The following is a 19,271-nucleotide window of genomic DNA, read 5'->3' on the forward strand; positions in this document are numbered from 1 at the left end:
GATCGCCGCCCGAACGGCGTCGTGAATGCATTCCCCGACTGCATCGTCTTCTACCTTTCAATAGGCAAAAGAAATCCATCCGCCCAAACGACGCCAAAATGTCTTGACACTGATTCCCGGAAATGCGATTCTCAAGTTACCACACTGTGAGAAGGGCTTCCGCGACGGCAACGTTCGGGAGCTTTTTTCTTTTGCGGTGTCTAGTCTCCTGTTTCCTTCCGGAATTCTTCAAACAAAGTCAGCAGCTTGCGCTCAACAAAAGCGCCGAACTGCGCGCCACTCCGTTTGTCGAAAGCTATACTAAGCGCCGTATCGGTCTCCTTGATCTTCGCCGGAGATGTTCCGTCAGGCGCAGTCCAGGCCGTCACACGCGGCTTGTCTTTGCTGATCTTGAGGAGATCAAAGATAATCTGAAAGCGGGCATCGCTCCTGACTGCGAGAAAATCTGCATCTTCGACGTGCTTGAGGGCCCGCATGCGCTTGGCCCTGTCCTCGACCATATCAGCGATCTCTGCCCATCGTTGCCGCCCAAAAGACGGAGCCGGGCCGATCGCTTCGATAAGTGGCGATGGCACACGCCTTACCAGGGCAATCATCCGCGACAGTGCCGCTTTATCCACGCCCAGTGACGACATGATCGTCTCGCGGCCGAACCCCTTGGTTTCCAGCTTTGCCGCAAAATAGCACCGTTCAATGAACGACAAGTCCGTGCGGGCGTTGTTCTCCTGGCCCTGCGAGACGATCAGTTGCTCGTCGGTGAGATCGCGTACAACAGCTTTGACCGTCCCGCCGATCTCCTTGATGGCAGCCAGACGCCTGTGACCATAGGCAACCTGAAACCTCCCTGCCCTTTCAGGATGCGGGCGCACCAGGATCGGGACCTGCTGGCCGTGTTCACGAATCTGGTCGACCAGACCGGATTGATCCTCCGCATCAACGCCAAGACGATCAACAACGAACGAGGCATCAACCAGCGAAGGATCAAGCTCGATGATCGCCTGCCCCTCGGCAAGGCGCTTTTCAATTTCTTCCGCGCGCTGCGCTTTGGCGGATATGCCGTCCAGCGATTGGGAGATTGCACCAACGGGGCTGGCCGGGCGCAATGGACGATCAAGGCCCAGCAAAGGCCGGCCGAGCGTTGTCCTCACAGGTGCCGCAGCTTCCGGTTCAGCGGTATCGGGCGTCATTTCAAACAGGTTCTTGCGCGCCATGGGTTACTTCCTTCCCCACGTTCTACGGAGCAGTTCTTCGATTTCACCATTGACCAATGTCAGGCTTTCCAGTGCGCGATCGTAGGTGCCGCGCGTGAACAGCGAACGGTCCACTTCGTAGAGCGTCTGCTTGGTCAGGCCGGCATCGGAAATCGCCGTGGATTTCAGCATTTCGTTCTCAAGAACGCGATTGCCGAAAATGGAACGCATGAAGCCCGCCATCTGGTTCTGCGGGCCATCATTCGGTTCAAAGCGCGTCACCAGATAGCGCATCCAGTCATAGTCGGTCTTGCCGCCGGCATTCTCCACCACGGCAAGCAGATCGCTGGTCATGTGCAGGAACTGCGACATCGACATCACATCCAGCATCTGCGGATGAACCGTGATCAAGATGGCGGTTGCCGCACAAAGGGCCGACAGCGACAGGAAGCCCAGCTGCGGCGGGCAGTCGAGGATGACCACGTCATAGGCGGATTCGATATCGGCAAGACATTCACCGATCCGCGAGAAAAACATCGTATCGGGGCGCTTGTCCGCCAGAACTTTCGGCGTTTCATGCTCGAATTCCATCAATTCCAGATTGCCCGGAATGATGTGCAGGTTCGGCGTATAGGTTGCACGAACGATTTCGGTGATATGCCTGCGGTCGGAGCCGTAGCGGATGGCGCCGTACAACGTCTCGTTCTGATCCACATCCAGTTCCGGCTGGTGCCCGAACATGGCGGAAAGCGAAGCCTGCGGATCGAGGTCGATGGCAAGCACGCGATATCCCCGCAGCGCCAGATACTGCGCCAAATGTGCGGATGTCGTCGTCTTGGCGCTTCCGCCCTTAAAGTTCATGATCGAAATGATCTGCAGCTTTTCACCGTCGCGACGATGCCGCACATATTTGGCAGCACTCTTGCCGTTGGCATCAAGCAGACGGCGCAGTTCTTCCAGGTCATTGACGGAATAGAGCCTGCGACCATTGGGTTGCGGCGCAGGGCCATGACCCTCCGCCACGATTTGGCGCAGATACCCCTCATGAATGCCGATGAAGTCTGCAGCCTCGGCCGGCGTGAAAAGACGAATTGTCTTCTGCGCCGTGGGCGGGAAAATGCGTGATTGATGAGCTTGCAGCTGCCGCGCCAAATCTTCAGCGTCAGATGCGATCAACGACCGCAACGTCGTTGCGGGCACATCTGCCGGGTTCTGATCAAGCATCTCAACCTCTCATCCGCGCATTTTGGTCCAAACTTTAAAAATATGCGCTGATTACAATATGGAGAGATTCTCTTTTTGTGGCAAACTGTTTTAGGTTAACCAACAGTTAAGTGGGCTGACGCCCCAGGAAGCCACCGCTGTTGTACGCGTACAACCAATTCCAGGAATGCTTGCCCGCGATTCCCCCACTGGCAGATGGCCGTCGTTGCCGATAAGTTGTACGCGTACAACGCCGGACAATCGCAACATTACCTGATCTTCGACAAATGAAATGGAATCACCATTCCTCGCATCATAACAGGTATCAGGCAATTCACCTCCCATGCAAAGACAACGGAGGTGAATTGCAGTTTCATCGCATCACAGGCAGCTTTCTTGCCTGCGGCCTTGCTTATGTAATTTTATCCCATACCGGAGCCAGACCGCTCGGGCTGACGATACGGCCGTCCGTGCGCGCAAGTCCATGGATGGCCGCCATATCCGCATCACTGAGCGCAAAGTCGAAAACGGCGAAATTTTCGATCGCACGTGCCTCGCTCACGGTCTTGGACAAAGCAATCACCCCACTCTGCTGCGCCATCCAGCGCAGCACAATCTGGGCAACGGTTTTTCCTTCGCGCGCAGCGATATCCTTGAGCACGGAATCGGCAAAGACAGCGCCGTCTGCCATCGCGTAATAGCCGGTCACCGACAGGCCAGCCTTTCGCGCCGCATCGATGACGGGCTTCTGGTCGAGATAGGGATGATACTCTACCTGATTGGTCACCAGCGGTGCATCGGTCAGCGCCACCGCTTCGGCCATCAGCGCCGTACTGAAGTTGCTCACTCCGATATGGCGCACTTTGCCCTCCGCCTTCACTTCGTTCAGGGCGCCGATCTGTTCGGCAAGCGGCACTGCACTGTTGGGCCAATGCAGCAACAGAAGGTCTACATAGTCGGTCTTCAGTTTTTTCAGACTCTCTTCGACCGAGACAACGAAGGCATCATGCCGATAATTGTCAACCCAGACCTTGGTTGTCAGAAATACATCACGGCGTGCAACACTCGAATTGAGAAGACCTTCGCCGACCTCGGCTTCGTTCCCATAGATCTGCGCAGTATCGATGTGGCGGAAACCCAGTTCGAGCGCATGCGGCACCATGCGCAGAACATCGGCACCGGGCATACGGAACGTGCCAAAGCCCAGAGCGGGTATCGAGGCACCATAGGCTGAAACGGAATGCATTGTATTCTCCTGTGTTATTCTACGGTTACTGACCGAGATATGGCGCAAACCCATTGCTGTTATAATGCAGTAAAATAAACTATGGTCTGTGAAATGAATTCATATGAATGGCCGAGGTGTTTGCCGTGAACAATCGCGCAGGCGAGATGGAGGTTTTCGTGGAAGCCGTTGAGCGCGGCAGTTTCACCGCCGCGGCCGAACGGCTTGGTCTGTCGCCCTCTGCCATCAGCAAGCTGATCACCCGGATCGAAGAGCGTCTCGGCACGCGCCTGCTTGTTCGCTCGACGCGGGCACTGCAGCTGACGCCCGAAGGCGAGGCCTATCATCAGCGCGCGGTGCGTATCATTGCCGAAATCGAGGAGACGGAACGGCTGATGACCTCGGGCGGCGCGGCCGTTCCGCGTGGTCTGTTGCGCGTCAACTCGTCGGTGGGTTTCGGGACGCGCTGCATTGTTCCCCTGGTGCCGGCTTTCCTGGCGCGTTATCCCGATGTCGAGTTGGACCTGTCACTCTCGGATGGTGTCATCGATATCATCGAAGAGCGCGCGGATGTGGCCATCCGCACCGGCCCGATGCGCGACTCGGGTTTGAAGGCGCGCAAACTGGGCGAGAGCCGCCGCGTGATCGTGGCTGCGCCGGACTATCTGGCCAAGCACGGTGTTCCGCAGACGCCGGACGAGCTGGCACAGCACAATTGCCTGACGTTCAACTTTCGCCGCAGCATGGATGAGTGGGCGTTCCGTTATCCGGGGGAGGAGCGCATTCGCCCCATCGCGGTGAAAGGCAACTTCAAGGCCAATAACGGATCGAGCGTGCGCCAGCTGGCGATTGCAGGACTGGGACTGGCGCGCATTGGCCAGTTTCACGTGCAGAAGGATCTGGATGCTGGTACACTCGTACCGGTTCTCGATGATTATAATCCGGAAGACACGGAGTTTATCCATGCCGTCTTCGCCGGACATGAGCATATGGCTGCCCGCATTCGCGCCTTCATCGACTTTCTAGTGGAAAGTAACCCCGCGGACATGACCGTATAAGAACTATCTTGTTTTAAAATCATATAGTTAAATGGTTAACCGAAATATGGGTTCAGCCGTGTGAGAGAATATTGACGATATTTCCGAAGGGATCGCAGACATAGAAGCGGCGCACGCCCCATGGCTCAATGGTTATATCGTATGGAATCTCCAGTCCGGCTGCTTTTGCCCGCTGATAGATGATGTCGACATCATCGACCTCGATGGAAAGGGAGGGGAGGGGGGTGCCTGAACCGCCTTCGCTTGCCACACTTACTTCCGGCCTGGAGGTCACGTCAGAGGCGAATGTCAGTATCCAGCCGTGATCCATGACCACGTCGAGATCGAGCAATTCCTGATAAAATTTCCTGGCAAGTTCAGGATCGGATGCCTTGAGATTTGGCACTATGCGTCGAACGGCCATCGCTTCCTCCCACGTATCGCCAGCCGCCTTCTTAGCGTTCAGCGCCGACTTGATCTATACGCCAAGTTCATTAAAAACTCTGCCCATGCGTGGCTCAACAATCGCCAAACCCGTTTTTCTCGCCGTGACGCTGATTCTCTTCGGAGTTTCAGGTTATTTGGCGATACACGCACATCGTTTCATCGTTCACGCGCAACAGGCTCAGGGGCGCGTCGTTGAAATGCTGATGGAGTCGCCCGGGAATGGGGGACCTGCTCTTTCTCGGCCCATGGTCGAGTTCATGACAACGGATGGCACCAGAATCGAATTCAAGTCGACAAGTGCTTCCTATCCACCATCCTTTGCTCGCAACGAAATCGTTACCGTCTTCTATGATCCCGATGAACCGCAATCGGCCGAGATCGATAGTTTCTTCTCCTTGTGGGGAGGGGTGGTCATCACAAGTGGGCTCTGCGTGGTCTTTGCGGGTTTTACGACCGCGTTCTATCTGCGCGTGCAAAAGTCTCGGCACAAGCAAACATCACAAGCAAAATCTTAACTGGAAAAAGAAAGCCCCCTCGATCCAGAGCGGGGAGGGGGCTTCATCTGCTACTCAGCTGGCGCCGTCGCCGGTTGCGTATCGGGCAGGGATGATTTCTTCTTGCCCGGGTCTTTCCAGGCGATAAGCCGATAGAACATCGGGATGAAGAATGTCGCGATAAAGGTCGCCGCCAGCATGCCGCCGATAACGCCCGTACCGATCGCATGACGGCTTGCCGAACCGGCACCTGAACTGATGGCCAGCGGCACAACACCCAGAATGAACGCGAGGGAAGTCATGACAATCGGCCGGAAACGCAGCCGTGCGGCCTCGATGGCAGCTTCTGCCGCCGAATAGCCTTCCTGGCGTTTCATGACGGCGAATTCGACAATCAGGATGGCGTTCTTTGCCGCAAGACCGATCAGCGTCACCATGCCGATCTGGAAGTACACGTCATTGGTCAATCCGCGCAGCATGGTCGCGGCCAAGGCACCGAAAAGTGCGAAAGGCACCGCCATGATGACCGCCAGCGGCAGGCTCCATTTTTCATACTGGGCCGCCAGGATCAGGAACACCATGATGATGCCGAAAATCATCGCCTGCGAGCCTGTACCGCTCGTTGCCAACTCTTGGAAGGAGGACCCAGTCCAGGCGATCTGGAAGCCTTCGGGCAGCGTCTCCTTGGCCACTTGCTGCATGGCCTTGATGGCATCGCCCGATGTGTAACCCGGTGCCGGATTGCCGGTCACCTTGGCGGCGCTGAAGGCATTGAACCGCTCGAGCTGATCCGGACCAACAATGCGCTTGACGGTCACCAGGGCGCTGAGCGGAATCATACTGCCGGAATTGGCACGCACAAACACCTGGCGCAGGTCATCGGGCGTACGGCGGAAATCCGCTTCCGACTGCAGGTTGACCTGATAGTTGCGGCCATACAGCGTGAAATCATTCACGTAGAGGCTGCCGAAGGACGCCTGCATGGCATCGAAGACAGAATTGATCGGGACATTCAGCGCCTTGGCCTTGTCGCGGTCGAGATCAAGCTGGTACTGCGGCACATTCGGATCAAACGTCGTTCTCACGCTCGTGAGTTCGGGGCGCTTGGATGCGGCCTCGACGATTTTATTTGTGGCGTCGGTCAGCTTGGCCACGTCGCTCCCCGTACGGTTCTGCACGTAAAGCTCGAAACCGCCCGTCGTGCTCAATCCCTGAATGGGCGGCGGGTTGAACGCCAGCACCATGGCGTCCTTGATACCCGCATTCATCCCCATGATCGGACCCGCCATATTGCGGGAATCGAGTTCCGGCGTCTTGCGTTGGCTCCAGTCCTTCAGGGTGAGGAAGGTGGTGCCGGCATTGGACTTCTGCCCGCCCGAGAGGAGATCGAAACCGGCGATGGCAAAGACGTTCTCGGCCGCAGGATGCTTCGCCAGATTCTGTGATGACTGCTCCATGGCCGCTTTGGTTCGCGTCAGGGAAGCCGCCGGCGGCAGCACGGCAACGCTGAGAAGCACACCCTGGTCTTCATCAGGGACAAGCGAGCCCGGTATCTTGTAGAACATATAGGCAGTGCCGCCGATCAGGAAGGCAAACAGCGTCAAGCCGATGGCGACCCGTTTGATCAGGAAGCGAACGCCCGAGGTATAGCCTGATGCCACGCGGTCAAAAGCCCGGTTGAAGATACGGAAGGGCAGGGCCGGTTCATGATGCCCCGGTTTTAGGATCAGACCGCAGAGCGCCGGCGTCAGCGACAATGCGACAATGCCCGAGATGGTCACCGACATGGCGATGGTAACGGCGAACTGCTTGTACATGGCGCCGGCAAGCCCGCCCATGAAGGAAACAGGCACGAACACTGCGCACAGCACCAGAACGATGGCGACAACGGGTCCGGTCACCTCGCTCATCGCCTTGATCGCCGCCTCGCGCGGCGGCAGCTTTTCTGTCGACATGATACGTTCGACGTTTTCCAGCACCACGATCGCATCGTCGACCACGATACCGATCGCCAGCACGAGACCGAACAGTGTCAGCAGGTTGATGGAGAAGCCAAGCACGTACATGCCGGCAAATGTGCCGATGATCGAGATTGGAACGGCAATGACCGGAATAAGCGTGGCGCGCCAGTTCTGCAGGAAGATGAAGACCACCAGCACGACGAGAATGATCGCCTCGATGAAAGTGGTCACGACTTCATCGATCGACGCCTGGATGAATTTGGTGGTGTTGTAAGGGATCGAATAGTCCATGCCTGTGGGGAAGGCGGCTTTCAGCTCATCCATGCGGCTACGCACGGCTTCCATCGTGTTGAGCGCATTGGCGCCCGGCTGCAGATAGACCGCAATAGGGATGGCTGGCGTTCCATTCAGCTTGCTGTCCACCGCATAGCTCTGCGCTCCGAGTTCCACCCGGGCCACATCACCCAGCCGCAGGGTTGCCGCATTGGGCGACGAACGCAGGATGATGTTTTCGAACGCCTTGGCATCGGGCAGGCGACCCATTGTTGTGGCGGAATAGGTGAAGGCATTGGACTGAGGATCGGGTTGATCCCCGAATTTCCCCGCGGCGAACTGGGAATTCTGCTCGCGAATGGCCGTTGCCACATCCGTCGGGGTCAAACTGTATTGTGCCAGCTTGTCGGGGCGCAGCCAGATGCGCATGGAATAATTGGGATTGCCGAGAACCTGCGCGTCGCCGACACCCGGAATGCGCTTCAGATCGTCGACAACGTTCAGCAGCGCATAATTGCCGATATAGGTGCGGTCATACTGGCCGCCCTCGGAAAACATCGCGACAAGGCCGAGAATGGATGTGGAGCGCTTGGCGACTGTCACACCCTGCCGGGTCACGTCCTGCGGCAGGGTCGATGTCGCGCGCTGCACGCGATTGTTGACGTTGATCGTCGCCTGGTCAGCATTGGTACCCAGCGCGAAGGTTACCGTCAGCTGCATCTGGCCGCTGGCCGAGTTGGTCGACTGCATGTAGAGCATGTTTTCGACGCCGTTGATCTGCTGCTCCAGCGGTGATGCAACGGTTTGGGCGATGGTTTCGGCGCTGGCGCCCGGATAATTGGCGCTGACCACCACCTGCGGCGGCGTCAGTTCCGGATACTGGGCAATCGGGAGCACCCTTATTGCGACAATGCCAGCGAGAACGATGATGATCGAAATGACGGCCGCAAAAACCGGCCGGTCGATGAAGAACCGGTTCATTGGGTCACCAGCGCCTGTTTCACACTGTCAGTCGCCGAAACCAGTTGTCCCGGTTTGACCTTGATGACACCTTCCGTGACCACACGGTCACCCGCGGCGAGGCCGGAAAGTACGATCCAGCCCTTGTTGACCTGCTGACCAAGATTGAGCGGCCGGACTTCCGCCTTGCCTTCATTGTTCACGATATAGACGAACTGGCCTTTGGGTCCCTGCATCAAGGCCGCTTCAGGAATGACGATCGTATCGTTCACCGTCACACCCGTCACCGTCGCACGGACGAACTGGCCGGGAAGGAGACGGCGATCCGGATTGTCGATGATGGCACGCACACCCAGCGTGCCCGTTTCCAGATCAAGACTGCTTGAGGTGAAATCGATGGTTCCGAGATGATTGTAAACCGTGCCGTCGCCAAAGGAGAGTTTGACCGCAAGCTTGTTGGCTTCGAGCCCCTTGGCCTTGCGCTCGTCCAGCAGACGGCGGATTTCCGCCGCTTCCGTATCGGTAAAGGAGAAGTTGATATAGACCGGATCGGTCTGGGTAATCGATGTCAGCAGGCTGGAAGCCGCATCTGTTCCAATCAGGCTGCCTTCCGAAACCTGCTCGCGTGTTGTCACACCGCTGATGGGCGCAGTCACTTTCGTATATTGCAGATTGAGTTCTGCTGTCCTGACCTGCGCCTTTGCCGCGGCAACCGCTGCAGCGTTCAAATCCCGTGTCGATACTGCCGTATCGCGCGCCGCGGTGCTCTGCACTTTTTGGTCCACCAGTGTCTGCGCCCGATCCGCATCCCGTATGGACTGGGCGTACTGAGCCTGAGCCTGCTGCAGCTGGGCCTGGACGCGGGCAAGCTCCGCTTCGTAAGGCGCCGGATCGATCTCAAACAGCAGATCGCCGGCTTTCACTTCCGACCCTTCGATGAAATTCCGCTTCAGGAGAATACCGCCAACGCGGGCACGCACCTGCACGTCACGGTATGCCGTAATCCGCGCCGCATATTGGTAGGACAGGTCCACTTCCTCCGGCTGAACGGCAACCGCCGTTACTTGTGGCGGGGGAGGGGCCTTGCCGCCTGCCTGCTGGGCGTTAGCCGGCAAATTGAGTGCCAGCGTCGCGCCTGCAAAAAAAACGAGACTGAGAAAACGGGTACCGAGCAAAGTCATGGGAGGGTTCGCTTGTCCGAGGAATATCTGGGTGCATGTACAAACATACATCCGTGATTGTAAATAAACGAAAGCGTGATATTGTGTCGGAAAATCGACCGGACGCGATCACGTTTGGGTTATCGAACCAGCGGTACGAATGGCCGCCATCGGATAGCTCGCTGACGATGTCCCGGCATCCCCGGAGGGATCACCCGAGCAAGGAGGCATTATGCGCAGGACCAAAGCCGAGGCAGGAGCAACGCGGGAAGCCATTCTGGATTCCGCGGAGACGGTCTTCTTGGAACATGGTGTCAATCGGTCAACCCTGAACCAGATTGCCGAACATGCCGGCGTAACGCGCGGCGCCATCTACTTCCACTTCAAGGACAAGATCGAACTCTATCAGGAAGTTGTCGAGCGTGTGCGGCTGCCACAGGACGATCTTCTTACCAAGGCAATCTATTGCGAGAACGCCAACCCTCTCGATATTGCCCTGGATGCCGGTATCTATTGTCTTGAGAATTTTGCGGGCGATCCGAGAAAACAGCGGGTTTTCACGATCATCACCCAGCGTTGTGAGTACGTCGGTGAAATGGCGCAGGTCCTGGAGCGGTTGCGTGCGCTCAACGACGAGGTTCATCACATGCTGTTGCGTTTGACGACATTGGCCAGGAAGCGCGGCATGCTGTCATCCGCCTGGCATCCGGACATTGCGGCGCGCGCCTTGCAAAGCACGATGTCCGGGCTGCTGTTCGAGTGGATGCGGCTCGAGAAGAATTTCGACCTGGTAGCCGCCGGGACAATGACGATGACCGCGATTGTCGACTCCTTCCGCAAGAAGGACACCCCTGTTGATGCGCCTGTCATCAGGGTCAAGAGGCAGTTGGTGGTGTCGTGATCATCCCATTGTCTCATGCTGCTTCCCCAGATAAATGGCCCCCAAGCCTAGTATCGGTGCCACATACGGAGTAAACAACGGCTCCCTTCCTGCGCTGTCGGTCTGCTTGGCAATCCGTATCGCTCATCAGGGCGAACACGAGAGGATTGAACATGGCCATCAAGTTTACCGCCAAAGACCCGGCAATCACCGAAAGCCCTGCACCAGCAAAAGTTGCCAAGCCTGAAAAGCTTGAATCGGCTGCGTCTTCTTCGGAAACCGAAACCGGATCAGGCGACAATGATCTCTTCAATGCGGCACCCAAGACGCCGGCGCGCAAACGCAAGGGCAAATAAGGCGTATGGAGGCAGGCGAGATTTTTGATTGCCAATCCTGCGGCGCCTGTTGCTGCTACTCATCCCAGTGGCCGCGATTTTCCACGGAAGACGACGCGCAGCTTGCGCTTATTCCAGCCAAATATGTTGCCAGTGATGAAAGCGGCATGCGATGTGTCGGTGTCCGTTGCTCCGCATTGACTGGTGAAATCGGCAAGACCACCGCTTGCGGAATTTACGACGTGCGGCCCGAAGTGTGCCGCTCCTGCATGCCGGGCGATCCGGAATGCCTTATGGCACGCAAGGCCCACAACCTCTGAGTTTGAACCTCGCAACATATGCCGCATCCAGCGCGGTGCGGAGACGTTAAAATTCACCGCATGATTTCCATCAATAAGATGTGATTCCGATGTGTCCGGATCGGTCAAAAACTTGCCCCGATTGCGGCGGTAACTCCCGCAGCCTTTCGAACTGTACTGCCTGCATCCAATTCAAACTATCCGGAGAGTCATCATGCATAGAAGCAATGTCGAGCGTGAACCGGAATATGTAAGGGAACGCACCGAAGGACCGCAAAATCTGGGGCGCATTTACCTGTTGAGTCTGGCACTGTGCGCCGCGCTGATTGCCACGACCGCCGTTGGATACGAATCCGAATGGCCAGATGTCATGACGATAACCGCTTCCACGGCAAATCCAGAATTTTACCAGAGGGCAGACGGCAAGACACCCCTGACCTTCTGCAACACCGCCGAGCACACACCAGGGGCCGATCCAAAGCCGGCATGGCGCACATTTGATATCTGATATCCGGCCGCTAGGGCCGGGCAGCGTTTATGCAGTCCACTGCGGGATGTCGTCGCGCTCGCCGATGAGCGCGAGCCCATGCGCGATCGAGAGCAGTTCGCCGCCTGTCTCGATCCGGTCCTGCGCGAAACGTTCAGTGAATATGCGTCGCACGGCTGGGACAAACGATGTCCCGCCCGTCAGGAACACTTTGTCAATTTCACCTGCCACCGTATTGGTCCGTTCAAGGACATCGTCAAGTGCGCCTTCGATGCGGGCGAGATCACCGGCAATCCATCCCTCGAATTGGCTGCGCTTGATGAGCTTGCGGCTGCCGCGGCCGAGCGGTTCGAAATTGAACTCAGCCTCGTCAGCAGTCGATAGCGCCATCTTGGTAGCCGATACGGCCTGATACAGCGGATAACCTTCATCATGGTCGACAAGATCGACGAAAGTCTCAAGTTTTTCCGGTTCCAGACTGGACCGCACCAGCTTCTTCAGTTCGGAAAACTCCCGGGATGTCTTGAAGATGGACAACTGGTTCCATCGGCCGAAATTGGCATAATAGGAGGACGGGACTTCGAGTGTCTTGTCGAAGCTCTTGAAGAAACTTCCCTTGCCGATCTGCGGAGCGACGATGCTGTCGATCATCCGGTAGTCGAAATGATCGCCGGCAATGCCGACACCGGAATAGCCGATGGGCGTTGCGCTGAGCTTTCCGCCGTGCGTCTCGAAACGAATGAGTGAATAGTCGGTCGTACCCCCGCCAAAATCCGCCACAAGAACGGTCGCATCGGCCTTAAGGTTCTGGGCAAAATAGAAAGCCGCCGCCACCGGCTCGTAGACATAATGGATTTCAGGAAAACCGAACCGGGTGAGCGCCTCGTTGTAACGCGCCGTTGCCAAGGCGGGATCCGGATTGGCTCCGGCGAAATGCACCGGCCGGCCGGTCACGATGCGTCTGACGTCCGTAGGCCAATCGTTACCGGCGTAGCTCCGCAACCGGCGCACAAAAATTTCCATCAGGTCTTCAAACGAATGGCGCTTTGCAAAGACAAGCGTGCCCTGGAAGAGGGCACTCGCGGCAAATGTCTTGATCGACTGCAGAAAGCGGCATTCGCCGGGGTTATCGATGAACTGCCGGATCGCCGCGTGCCCGGCCTCAACCTTCAATGCCGCCGCACCGGCAAGAGGGTCCTTCATGAAGGATAGTGCCGTGCGCATGCTATCGGCTGTGCCGGTCGCATTGGTGAAGGATAGCGAGCGTGTCTTTGTCCCATCCGCCAATGCCAAAACCGTATTGGTTGTGCCAAAGTCGAAACCCAGCGCCTGAGCCATTGCCGCGCTCCTTTATGCCATGAATGTCAGAAATCGGGACAAAGCCCGTCGAATGGGCCCAGCGCGCCCAAATCAAGGACGCGCGTCATGACATAGCAAACGTGCCGACGCAAGGTGCGTTTTATTCGGACAGGTTATTCCACGCTATCTGCAGCGCTGAACGGGGCATTGTCCCGGCTGTGCGAGAGAATTTCCCGCTTGCCGACATGATTGGACGGTCCGACAAGCCCTTCCTTTTCCATGCGCTCCACCAGCGATGCAGCTCTGTTGTAGCCGATCTGCAGACGCCGCTGGATATAGGACGTGGAGCACTTCTTGTCGCGCATGACCACCTTGACCGCCTGGTCGTAGAGTTCATTTCCGTCTTCCGCCGCAACAGCTCCCTTATCGAAAACCGCACCGCCGGTTTCCGCTTCCGGTTCTTCCTCTTCGCTCTCGTCGGCAGTGACCGTATCAAGATAATCCGGACGACCCTGCGCCTTCAGATGCGCGACCACGCGCTCGACTTCCTCGTCGGAGACAAACGGGCCATGTACGCGGGAAATGCGCCCGCCGCCCGCCATGTGCAGCATATCGCCCTGACCGAGCAACTGCTCTGCACCCTGTTCGCCCAGAATCGTGCGGCTGTCGATCTTCGAGGTCACCTGGAACGAAATACGGGTCGGGAAGTTCGCCTTGATCGTGCCGGTGATGACATCGACCGACGGACGCTGCGTGGCCATGATCAGATGGATACCCGCAGCACGGGCCATCTGGGCGAGGCGCTGAATGGCGCCTTCGATGTCCTTGCCCGCCACCATCATCAGGTCGGCCATCTCGTCGACAATGACAACGATATAGGGCATCGGCGTCAGATCCATGACTTCCTGCTCGTGAATGGGCTCGCCCGTCCCCTTGTCGAAGCCGGTCTGGACGGTGCACATCACCGTCTCGCCCTTTTCCTTGGCAAGGGCAGCGCGGGCATTGAAGCCGTCGATATTGCGCACGCCCAGCTTTGACATCTTCCGGTAACGGTCTTCCATTTCCCGCACAGCCCATTTCAGTGCCATGACCGCCTTTTTCGGGTCGGTCACAACAGGGGTAAGAAGGTGCGGAATACCGTCATAGATCGACAGTTCGAGCATTTTGGGGTCGACCATGATCAGGCGGCACTCTTCCGGCGTCAACCGGTAGAGGAGCGACAGGATCATGGTGTTGATCGCAACCGACTTGCCCGAACCCGTTGTACCGGCAACCAGCAGATGCGGCATCTTGGCGAGTTCAGCAATAACCGGCTCACCGCCAATGGTCTTGCCAAGGCAGAGCGCCAGCTTGAGCTTGGTACTCTCGAAATCCGGCGAAGCGATCATTTCGCGGAAGTACACGGTCTCGCGCGTCGCATTCGGCAGTTCAATGCCGATGACATTGCGTCCGGGCACCACCGCCACACGGGCAGACAAGGCCGACATCGAACGAGCGATATCATCGGCAAGGCCGATAACCCGAGAGGACTTGATGCCGGGTGCCGGCTCGAATTCATACAATGTCACCACCGGTCCGGGGCGCACATGAATGATCTCGCCGCGGATGCCGAAGTCCTCAAGCACGCTTTCAAGAAGTCCAGCATTCTGTTCCAGCGCTTCCTGCGTAATGATCACTTCCGCGCGTTCCGCCGGTTCCTGCAGCAACGACAGCGGCGGGCGCTCATACATCTCACCATAGGACTGTACGGCAGGCGGTGTAAGGCGGGTCGGCACGATAGCGGGCTTCTCCTGGCGCACCGTTACCTGCAGCCGCGACGGCTTTTCTTCAACGGCCGCTTCTTCCGGCGGTAATGGTGCCGCCGCAGCGGGAATAAGGGTCACTTCCTCTTGCACATCAATCGCAGGATTCATAACAGCGGCGCTTTCCGCGACCGGATCGGCCTGACGCTGCCGTGTGGCAGCTGCAACTGCCACCGGTGCAACCGGAATAACCGGTGCGGCAGGCAAGGGAGCCGGCGCTGCGGGCACTGTGGTCTCAGGAGCGGTGGTGGCGTGTGGCTGCCGGAGCTCGACAACACGGAACAGCGCGGTAATGGCATCGGGTGCGATCTTGCGTACAGCCTTCGACGCAGAGGCTGCAGGGGTAGCAACAAAGCCGCCCGAGAACTCCATCGATTCCCAGAATGCATAATCCGAGAGGTAGTCCAGCGTTCCGGATTTTTGTGGAATTGGCTGCGCACCGCTTGTTTGCAGGCTTGGCCGGGCCTCACGCGCAACGGGAGCGGCTGGTGCGTGCGTGACGACCGCCGGTGCATAATTTGTGTCGAATGCCGGGGGCCGCGGCAAACCGGACTGCGCCGGGGCAGGGGCCTTGCGAAGAACAGTCTCGCCAGCGACCGGCTTGGGAGCCGCCGGAGCAGCAGCAGGAATCTTCGGGGTTGGCGCCGGGATGGCCGCCTTTGGCGCGGCGATAGGCCTTTCCACTTTGGGAGCAGGTGCCGACGTTGCGCTTTCGGCCCCGTTGCGGTGCTTTTGCAGAACGGTATCGGGGGTGCGTGTGAAACGCACATTGGCCGACAGGGAGAACATCCGCTTCGAAATGGGAGCCGTGGGATCCATATCCGGCTCAAGTGTAATCGGCGCACGTGCAGGCGCGCGCATCCCACCGCTGGGCGTGGTTGACGCCGGGGCCTCGATGGAACGTCGGGTGGAGACCGGCTCATAGGGCGAAGCAGCAGGAGTGCGCATGTTTCCCGAACCGTTTGGCACACTATTTCGAGCCGCCTGGGCGGGAGCTGGCGGTTGCACCGCCTCCGGTACGGGGGGCTTTTGTGCCACAGGCGGTTGTGCAGACGCCGGCGATTCGTGCGCATCGCCATATTCGTCTACGTAATCGTCTGACTTCATTGAGAAATTTGTTCTTGGAATACGCATGATACCTGCAAGCGAAGCGATTGGATGTTGCTCGTAAACTTGCCTAATCGAATAGAAAATGAAGGTTAATAAGTTGCTACTGATGGCTGCAAACGCTCTCCCTGTTGCCGCCTCCTGACAGGGCAGCGACGGCCCGGATAACAAAAAAGCAGCCTGTTTGAGATCAGGCTGCTTTTTTGTCATGTATCAGCATGAGCCGTCAGGCGGCTTCTTCGGCAATCAGCTTGCCGAGACGGGAAATCCCGGTTTCGATTGCTTCCTTGTTGGGCAAGGAGAAGTTGAGCCGGATGGTATTCTTGCCGGTCCCGTCCGCATGGAATGCAAAGCCGGGAACGAACGCCACGCGCACCTTTTGCAGCGCTTGCGCGAGGAGCCCTGCGCCGTCCATGCCTTCCGGCAAGGTGACCCAGACAAACATGCCGCCCTCCGGCTTTGTCCACGTCACGCCTGGCGGCATGAAACGGGCAAGGGCATCGAGCATATAGTCGCGGCGCTGGCGGTAGCTGTTGCGCACCTTCTCGACCTGCTTGTCGAAATCCCGGGACGCCACGTGATGGATTGTCATCTGATTGATGGTCGGGCTGTGCAGATCGGCAGCCTGTTTGATCAGGACCAGCTTGGCAATCACAGGCTGTGCAGCGCAAATCCAGCCGACACGCAAGCCGGGTGTAAGGGTCTTGGAGAAACTGCCGGAGTAGACCACACGCGTGCGGTCGATATGTCCTTCACGTTCGCAATCGAGGGCAAGCATCGACGGCACGGGCTCTCCATCGAACCGCAAGGCCTGATAGGCCGCATCTTCGATCAGCGGTATGTCGAGTTCGTGCGCCAGCTCAATCAGGCGGATGCGGCCATCCCGGCTGACCGTTTCGCCCGTCGGGTTGCAGAAATCTGCCGTCAGATAGGCGAGCTTTACGTCACCGCCTGCAGCCTTTGCACTGTCGCGATAAGCGGCCGGTGTCATGTTTCCCTGTTCGGGGTTGAGGCGGTCATAGCGCGGCTCATAGGCGTTGAAGGCCTGGAGGGCACCAAGATAGGTCGGCCAGGTCGTGAGCACCGTATCGCCGGGTGATATGAACAACTTGCCGAGGTAGTCCAGTGCCTGTTGCGAGCCTGTGGTGATGATGATGTTGTCGATCGTGCAGGGCACGCCGAGCGACGCCATGTGCTGCACCAGCCATTCGCGCAGCGGGCGATATCCCTCGCTCACCGAATATTGCAGCGCGACGTCAGCATTCTGGCTGAGAACAGCCTCATAGGCTTCCCGTATCGCTTCCTTGGGAAAAAGGGCGGGGTCCGGAATACCGCCGGCAAAGGAAATGATGTCTGGCTGATCAAGCAGTTTCAGCAGTTCGCGTATTTCGGATGCACGCATGTTTTTCGTGCGTGTTGCGTACAGAGCATCCCACTCGCCCATTGTTTCCTCCCGTTTGTTCGCAGGTGCATAGCACCGTAAAACACCAGATATGTCAACAATACTGACATATCTGGTGCCGTTATTTTGCAAGGCTTGTTGACCGTACCAATCAAGATGCGGTGAGGGCGGGCAAAGCCAGCTGCTGCGCAATCCTATTCGCCGGGAGCCTTGACCATTTTCGTGTGACCGCTGATGTCGGCCCCTGCCGATTGTGAAAAGCGGAGATTCCAGATCGTCGCGGTGAGGGAGATTGCCGTTACAACAAGAAACGCCGCCGAGAAGTCGCCAAGTTCCGGTGTCGCATGGCTTCGAACCAGCATTGAACCCGAAAGGGCCAATGCGCCGACACAGATACCGAGCGACAACATGAGCTGTTGGAATGTCGTATAGAAACTGGTCGCAGAACTCATGCGCTCCCGTCCGATCTCGTCATAGGCCACCGTGTTGTAGGCCGTGAACTGGAACGACATGAAGAACCCGCAGCAAAGCAGAACAGCGAAGATGAGGGGCAGGGGCCAGTCCGGCCGGAAGGCTGCACAAAGCGCGTAACCAAACGTCGCAATGAGGCCATTGACAATAAGGCTTGCGCGGAAACCGAAGCGCCGCAGGATTTTCGGTGCAACGGCCTTCATCATCATGGAGCCCAGTGCCGTGGCGACAACGATGCCGCCCGCGCGCGCCGCAGAAAATCCGAAGCCAAGCTGCAGCATCAGGGGCAGCAGGAACGGCTGTGCTCCCTGGGTGATGCGGGTCAGCGAGCCGGCGATGACAGACGTGCTGAAGCTGCTGACGTGCATGAGCGAGAAATCGAGAATGGGCGAGGGATGCCGCTTGGCATGTGCGAGATAACCCGCACCGAAAACCATCCCCACAGCGACAAGAACGGCTGCCAGTTCACCTTCACCCGGGCGGCTTGCCATTTCGAAACCGAAAAGGAGAGAGCCGAGTGAAATGCCGGAAAGAAAAAGACCGCGAAAATCGAAGGGACCGTCGGACACCCCCTTCACCTCTTCGATGAAGCGCCTGACGAGAATGAAACCAATGCAGCCGATCGGCACATTGATATAGAAAATCCAGCGCCAGTCGAAATAGGTGACAATCAGCCCGCCCACGGGCGGCCCGAGAATGGGGCCGACAAGCGCGGGAACCAGCAGCCAGGACATGGCCGAAACAAGATCCTTGCGCGCGACGCTGCGCATTAGCACGAGCCGGCCGACCGGCATCATCATCGCACCGCCAAGGCCCTGAATGATGCGCGCGAGAACGAGAAAGCGCAGATCCGGGGCCTGCGCACAGAGGATCGAACCAAAGACGAAAACCGCGATTGCTGCGCTGAAAACGGTGCGGGATCCGAACCGGTCGGCAATCTTGCCGCTCGCCGGGATGAAGATGGCGAGACTGAGGAGATAGGAGGTGAGCGCCAGGCTCATGGCAGGTGGCTGAACGCCAAAATCGCGTGCCATGGTCGGCAACGCCGTTGCCAGCACCGTCGCGTCGAGCTGTTCCATGAACATGGCGCTGGCAATGATAAGCGCTATGGTGCGGAAGTTCGGACCTGTTGTTTTGTTGTCAGGCGTTTGGATCGTTCGTGGCCTGGCCTGGGAGGCCTGACTGATTTGGTCCGACATGGTCGGGTTCGCTCTCGGTAGCGCGTACATATCGGAAAGA

The 19,271-nt window shown here is 57.9% G+C and carries 16 protein-coding genes; 6 read left to right on the forward strand and 10 right to left on the reverse strand.

Annotated features, from left to right (window positions below; all coding sequences use genetic code 11):
• Window positions 1–200 precede the first annotated feature (200 nt).
• The 3 genes from repB to AC1Q5O_RS26345 form a co-directional block, all read right to left on the reverse strand.
• A complete protein-coding gene (repB, locus tag AC1Q5O_RS26335; RefSeq protein WP_492566986.1) occupies window positions 201–1,211 on the reverse strand; it encodes a plasmid partitioning protein RepB in 1,011 nt (336 codons plus the stop codon).
• Window positions 1,212–1,214: 3 nt separating this feature from the next.
• Window positions 1,215–2,414, reverse strand: a complete 1,200-nt coding sequence (gene repA, locus AC1Q5O_RS26340; protein ID WP_492566988.1) for a plasmid partitioning protein RepA — start codon at window positions 2,412–2,414, stop codon at window positions 1,215–1,217.
• A gap of 391 nt (window positions 2,415–2,805) precedes the next feature.
• Entirely contained in the window at window positions 2,806–3,639 is an 834-nt protein-coding gene (locus AC1Q5O_RS26345; RefSeq protein WP_492566989.1) for an aldo/keto reductase, read from the reverse strand.
• Between the two features lie 125 nt (window positions 3,640–3,764).
• On the opposite strand from AC1Q5O_RS26345, the gene AC1Q5O_RS26350 reads away from it, so the two are divergent.
• Window positions 3,765–4,676 carry a LysR family transcriptional regulator gene (locus AC1Q5O_RS26350; RefSeq protein ID WP_492566991.1) on the forward strand — a complete coding sequence of 304 codons (912 nt, stop codon included), beginning with the start codon at window positions 3,765–3,767 and terminating at the stop codon, window positions 4,674–4,676.
• Between the two features lie 52 nt (window positions 4,677–4,728).
• On the opposite strand, the gene AC1Q5O_RS26355 is transcribed toward AC1Q5O_RS26350, so the two are convergent.
• Window positions 4,729–5,079: a VOC family protein gene (locus tag AC1Q5O_RS26355; protein ID WP_464663418.1), complete on the reverse strand. Its 351-nt coding sequence runs from the start codon at window positions 5,077–5,079 to the stop codon at window positions 4,729–4,731.
• Between AC1Q5O_RS26355 and AC1Q5O_RS26360 the strand changes: the two genes are divergently transcribed.
• Window positions 5,063–5,617, forward strand: a complete 555-nt coding sequence (locus AC1Q5O_RS26360) for a DUF3592 domain-containing protein (RefSeq protein ID WP_464663417.1) — start codon at window positions 5,063–5,065, stop codon at window positions 5,615–5,617. The two genes, AC1Q5O_RS26355 and AC1Q5O_RS26360, sit on opposite strands and share 17 nt — an antisense overlap.
• A 50-nt stretch (window positions 5,618–5,667) precedes the next feature.
• Here the strand turns inward: AC1Q5O_RS26360 and AC1Q5O_RS26365 are convergent, their stop codons facing one another.
• Window positions 5,668–8,811: an efflux RND transporter permease subunit gene (locus AC1Q5O_RS26365; RefSeq protein WP_492566993.1), complete on the reverse strand. Its 3,144-nt coding sequence runs from the start codon at window positions 8,809–8,811 to the stop codon at window positions 5,668–5,670.
• The gene (locus AC1Q5O_RS26370; RefSeq protein WP_403185040.1) at window positions 8,808–9,971 is read right to left on the reverse strand and encodes an efflux RND transporter periplasmic adaptor subunit; all 1,164 of its coding nucleotides are present in this window, start codon (window positions 9,969–9,971) and stop codon (window positions 8,808–8,810) included. The genes AC1Q5O_RS26365 and AC1Q5O_RS26370 overlap by 4 nt, the downstream gene beginning before the upstream one ends.
• A gap of 211 nt (window positions 9,972–10,182) precedes the next feature.
• On the opposite strand from AC1Q5O_RS26370, the gene AC1Q5O_RS26375 reads away from it, so the two are divergent.
• The 4 genes from AC1Q5O_RS26375 to AC1Q5O_RS26390 all read left to right on the forward strand — a co-directional run bounded on the left by AC1Q5O_RS26375 (window position 10,183) and on the right by AC1Q5O_RS26390 (window position 11,972).
• Entirely contained in the window at window positions 10,183–10,851 is a 669-nt protein-coding gene (locus AC1Q5O_RS26375) for a TetR family transcriptional regulator (RefSeq protein WP_492566995.1), read from the forward strand.
• Between the two features lie 152 nt (window positions 10,852–11,003).
• Window positions 11,004–11,186, forward strand: a complete 183-nt coding sequence (locus tag AC1Q5O_RS26380; protein WP_492566997.1) for a hypothetical protein — start codon at window positions 11,004–11,006, stop codon at window positions 11,184–11,186.
• Window positions 11,187–11,191: 5 nt separating this feature from the next.
• Window positions 11,192–11,485, forward strand: coding sequence for a YkgJ family cysteine cluster protein (locus AC1Q5O_RS26385; protein ID WP_223616087.1), 294 nt, complete (start codon window positions 11,192–11,194; stop codon window positions 11,483–11,485).
• Between the two features lie 193 nt (window positions 11,486–11,678).
• Window positions 11,679–11,972 (forward strand): hypothetical protein, encoded by a 294-nt coding sequence (locus tag AC1Q5O_RS26390; protein WP_472460170.1) that lies wholly within the window; start codon window positions 11,679–11,681, stop codon window positions 11,970–11,972.
• 27 nt (window positions 11,973–11,999) lie between these two features.
• On the opposite strand, the gene AC1Q5O_RS26395 is transcribed toward AC1Q5O_RS26390, so the two are convergent.
• The 4 genes from AC1Q5O_RS26395 to AC1Q5O_RS26410 all read right to left on the reverse strand — a co-directional run bounded on the left by AC1Q5O_RS26395 (window position 12,000) and on the right by AC1Q5O_RS26410 (window position 19,231).
• Window positions 12,000–13,289, reverse strand: a complete 1,290-nt coding sequence (locus tag AC1Q5O_RS26395) for an Hsp70 family protein (RefSeq protein ID WP_492567000.1) — start codon at window positions 13,287–13,289, stop codon at window positions 12,000–12,002.
• 134 nt (window positions 13,290–13,423) lie between these two features.
• Complete coding sequence (locus tag AC1Q5O_RS26400; RefSeq protein ID WP_492567001.1) at window positions 13,424–16,000, reverse strand: DNA translocase FtsK; 2,577 nt, start codon at window positions 15,998–16,000, stop codon at window positions 13,424–13,426.
• Window positions 16,001–16,385: 385 nt separating this feature from the next.
• The gene (locus tag AC1Q5O_RS26405) at window positions 16,386–17,603 is read right to left on the reverse strand and encodes an aminotransferase-like domain-containing protein (RefSeq protein WP_492567003.1); all 1,218 of its coding nucleotides are present in this window, start codon (window positions 17,601–17,603) and stop codon (window positions 16,386–16,388) included.
• A 152-nt stretch (window positions 17,604–17,755) separates the two neighbouring features.
• Window positions 17,756–19,231: an MFS transporter gene (locus AC1Q5O_RS26410; protein ID WP_492567004.1), complete on the reverse strand. Its 1,476-nt coding sequence runs from the start codon at window positions 19,229–19,231 to the stop codon at window positions 17,756–17,758.
• Window positions 19,232–19,271: the final 40 nt, after the last annotated feature.

This window comes from Phyllobacterium sp. MT110 (genome assembly GCF_058792715.1).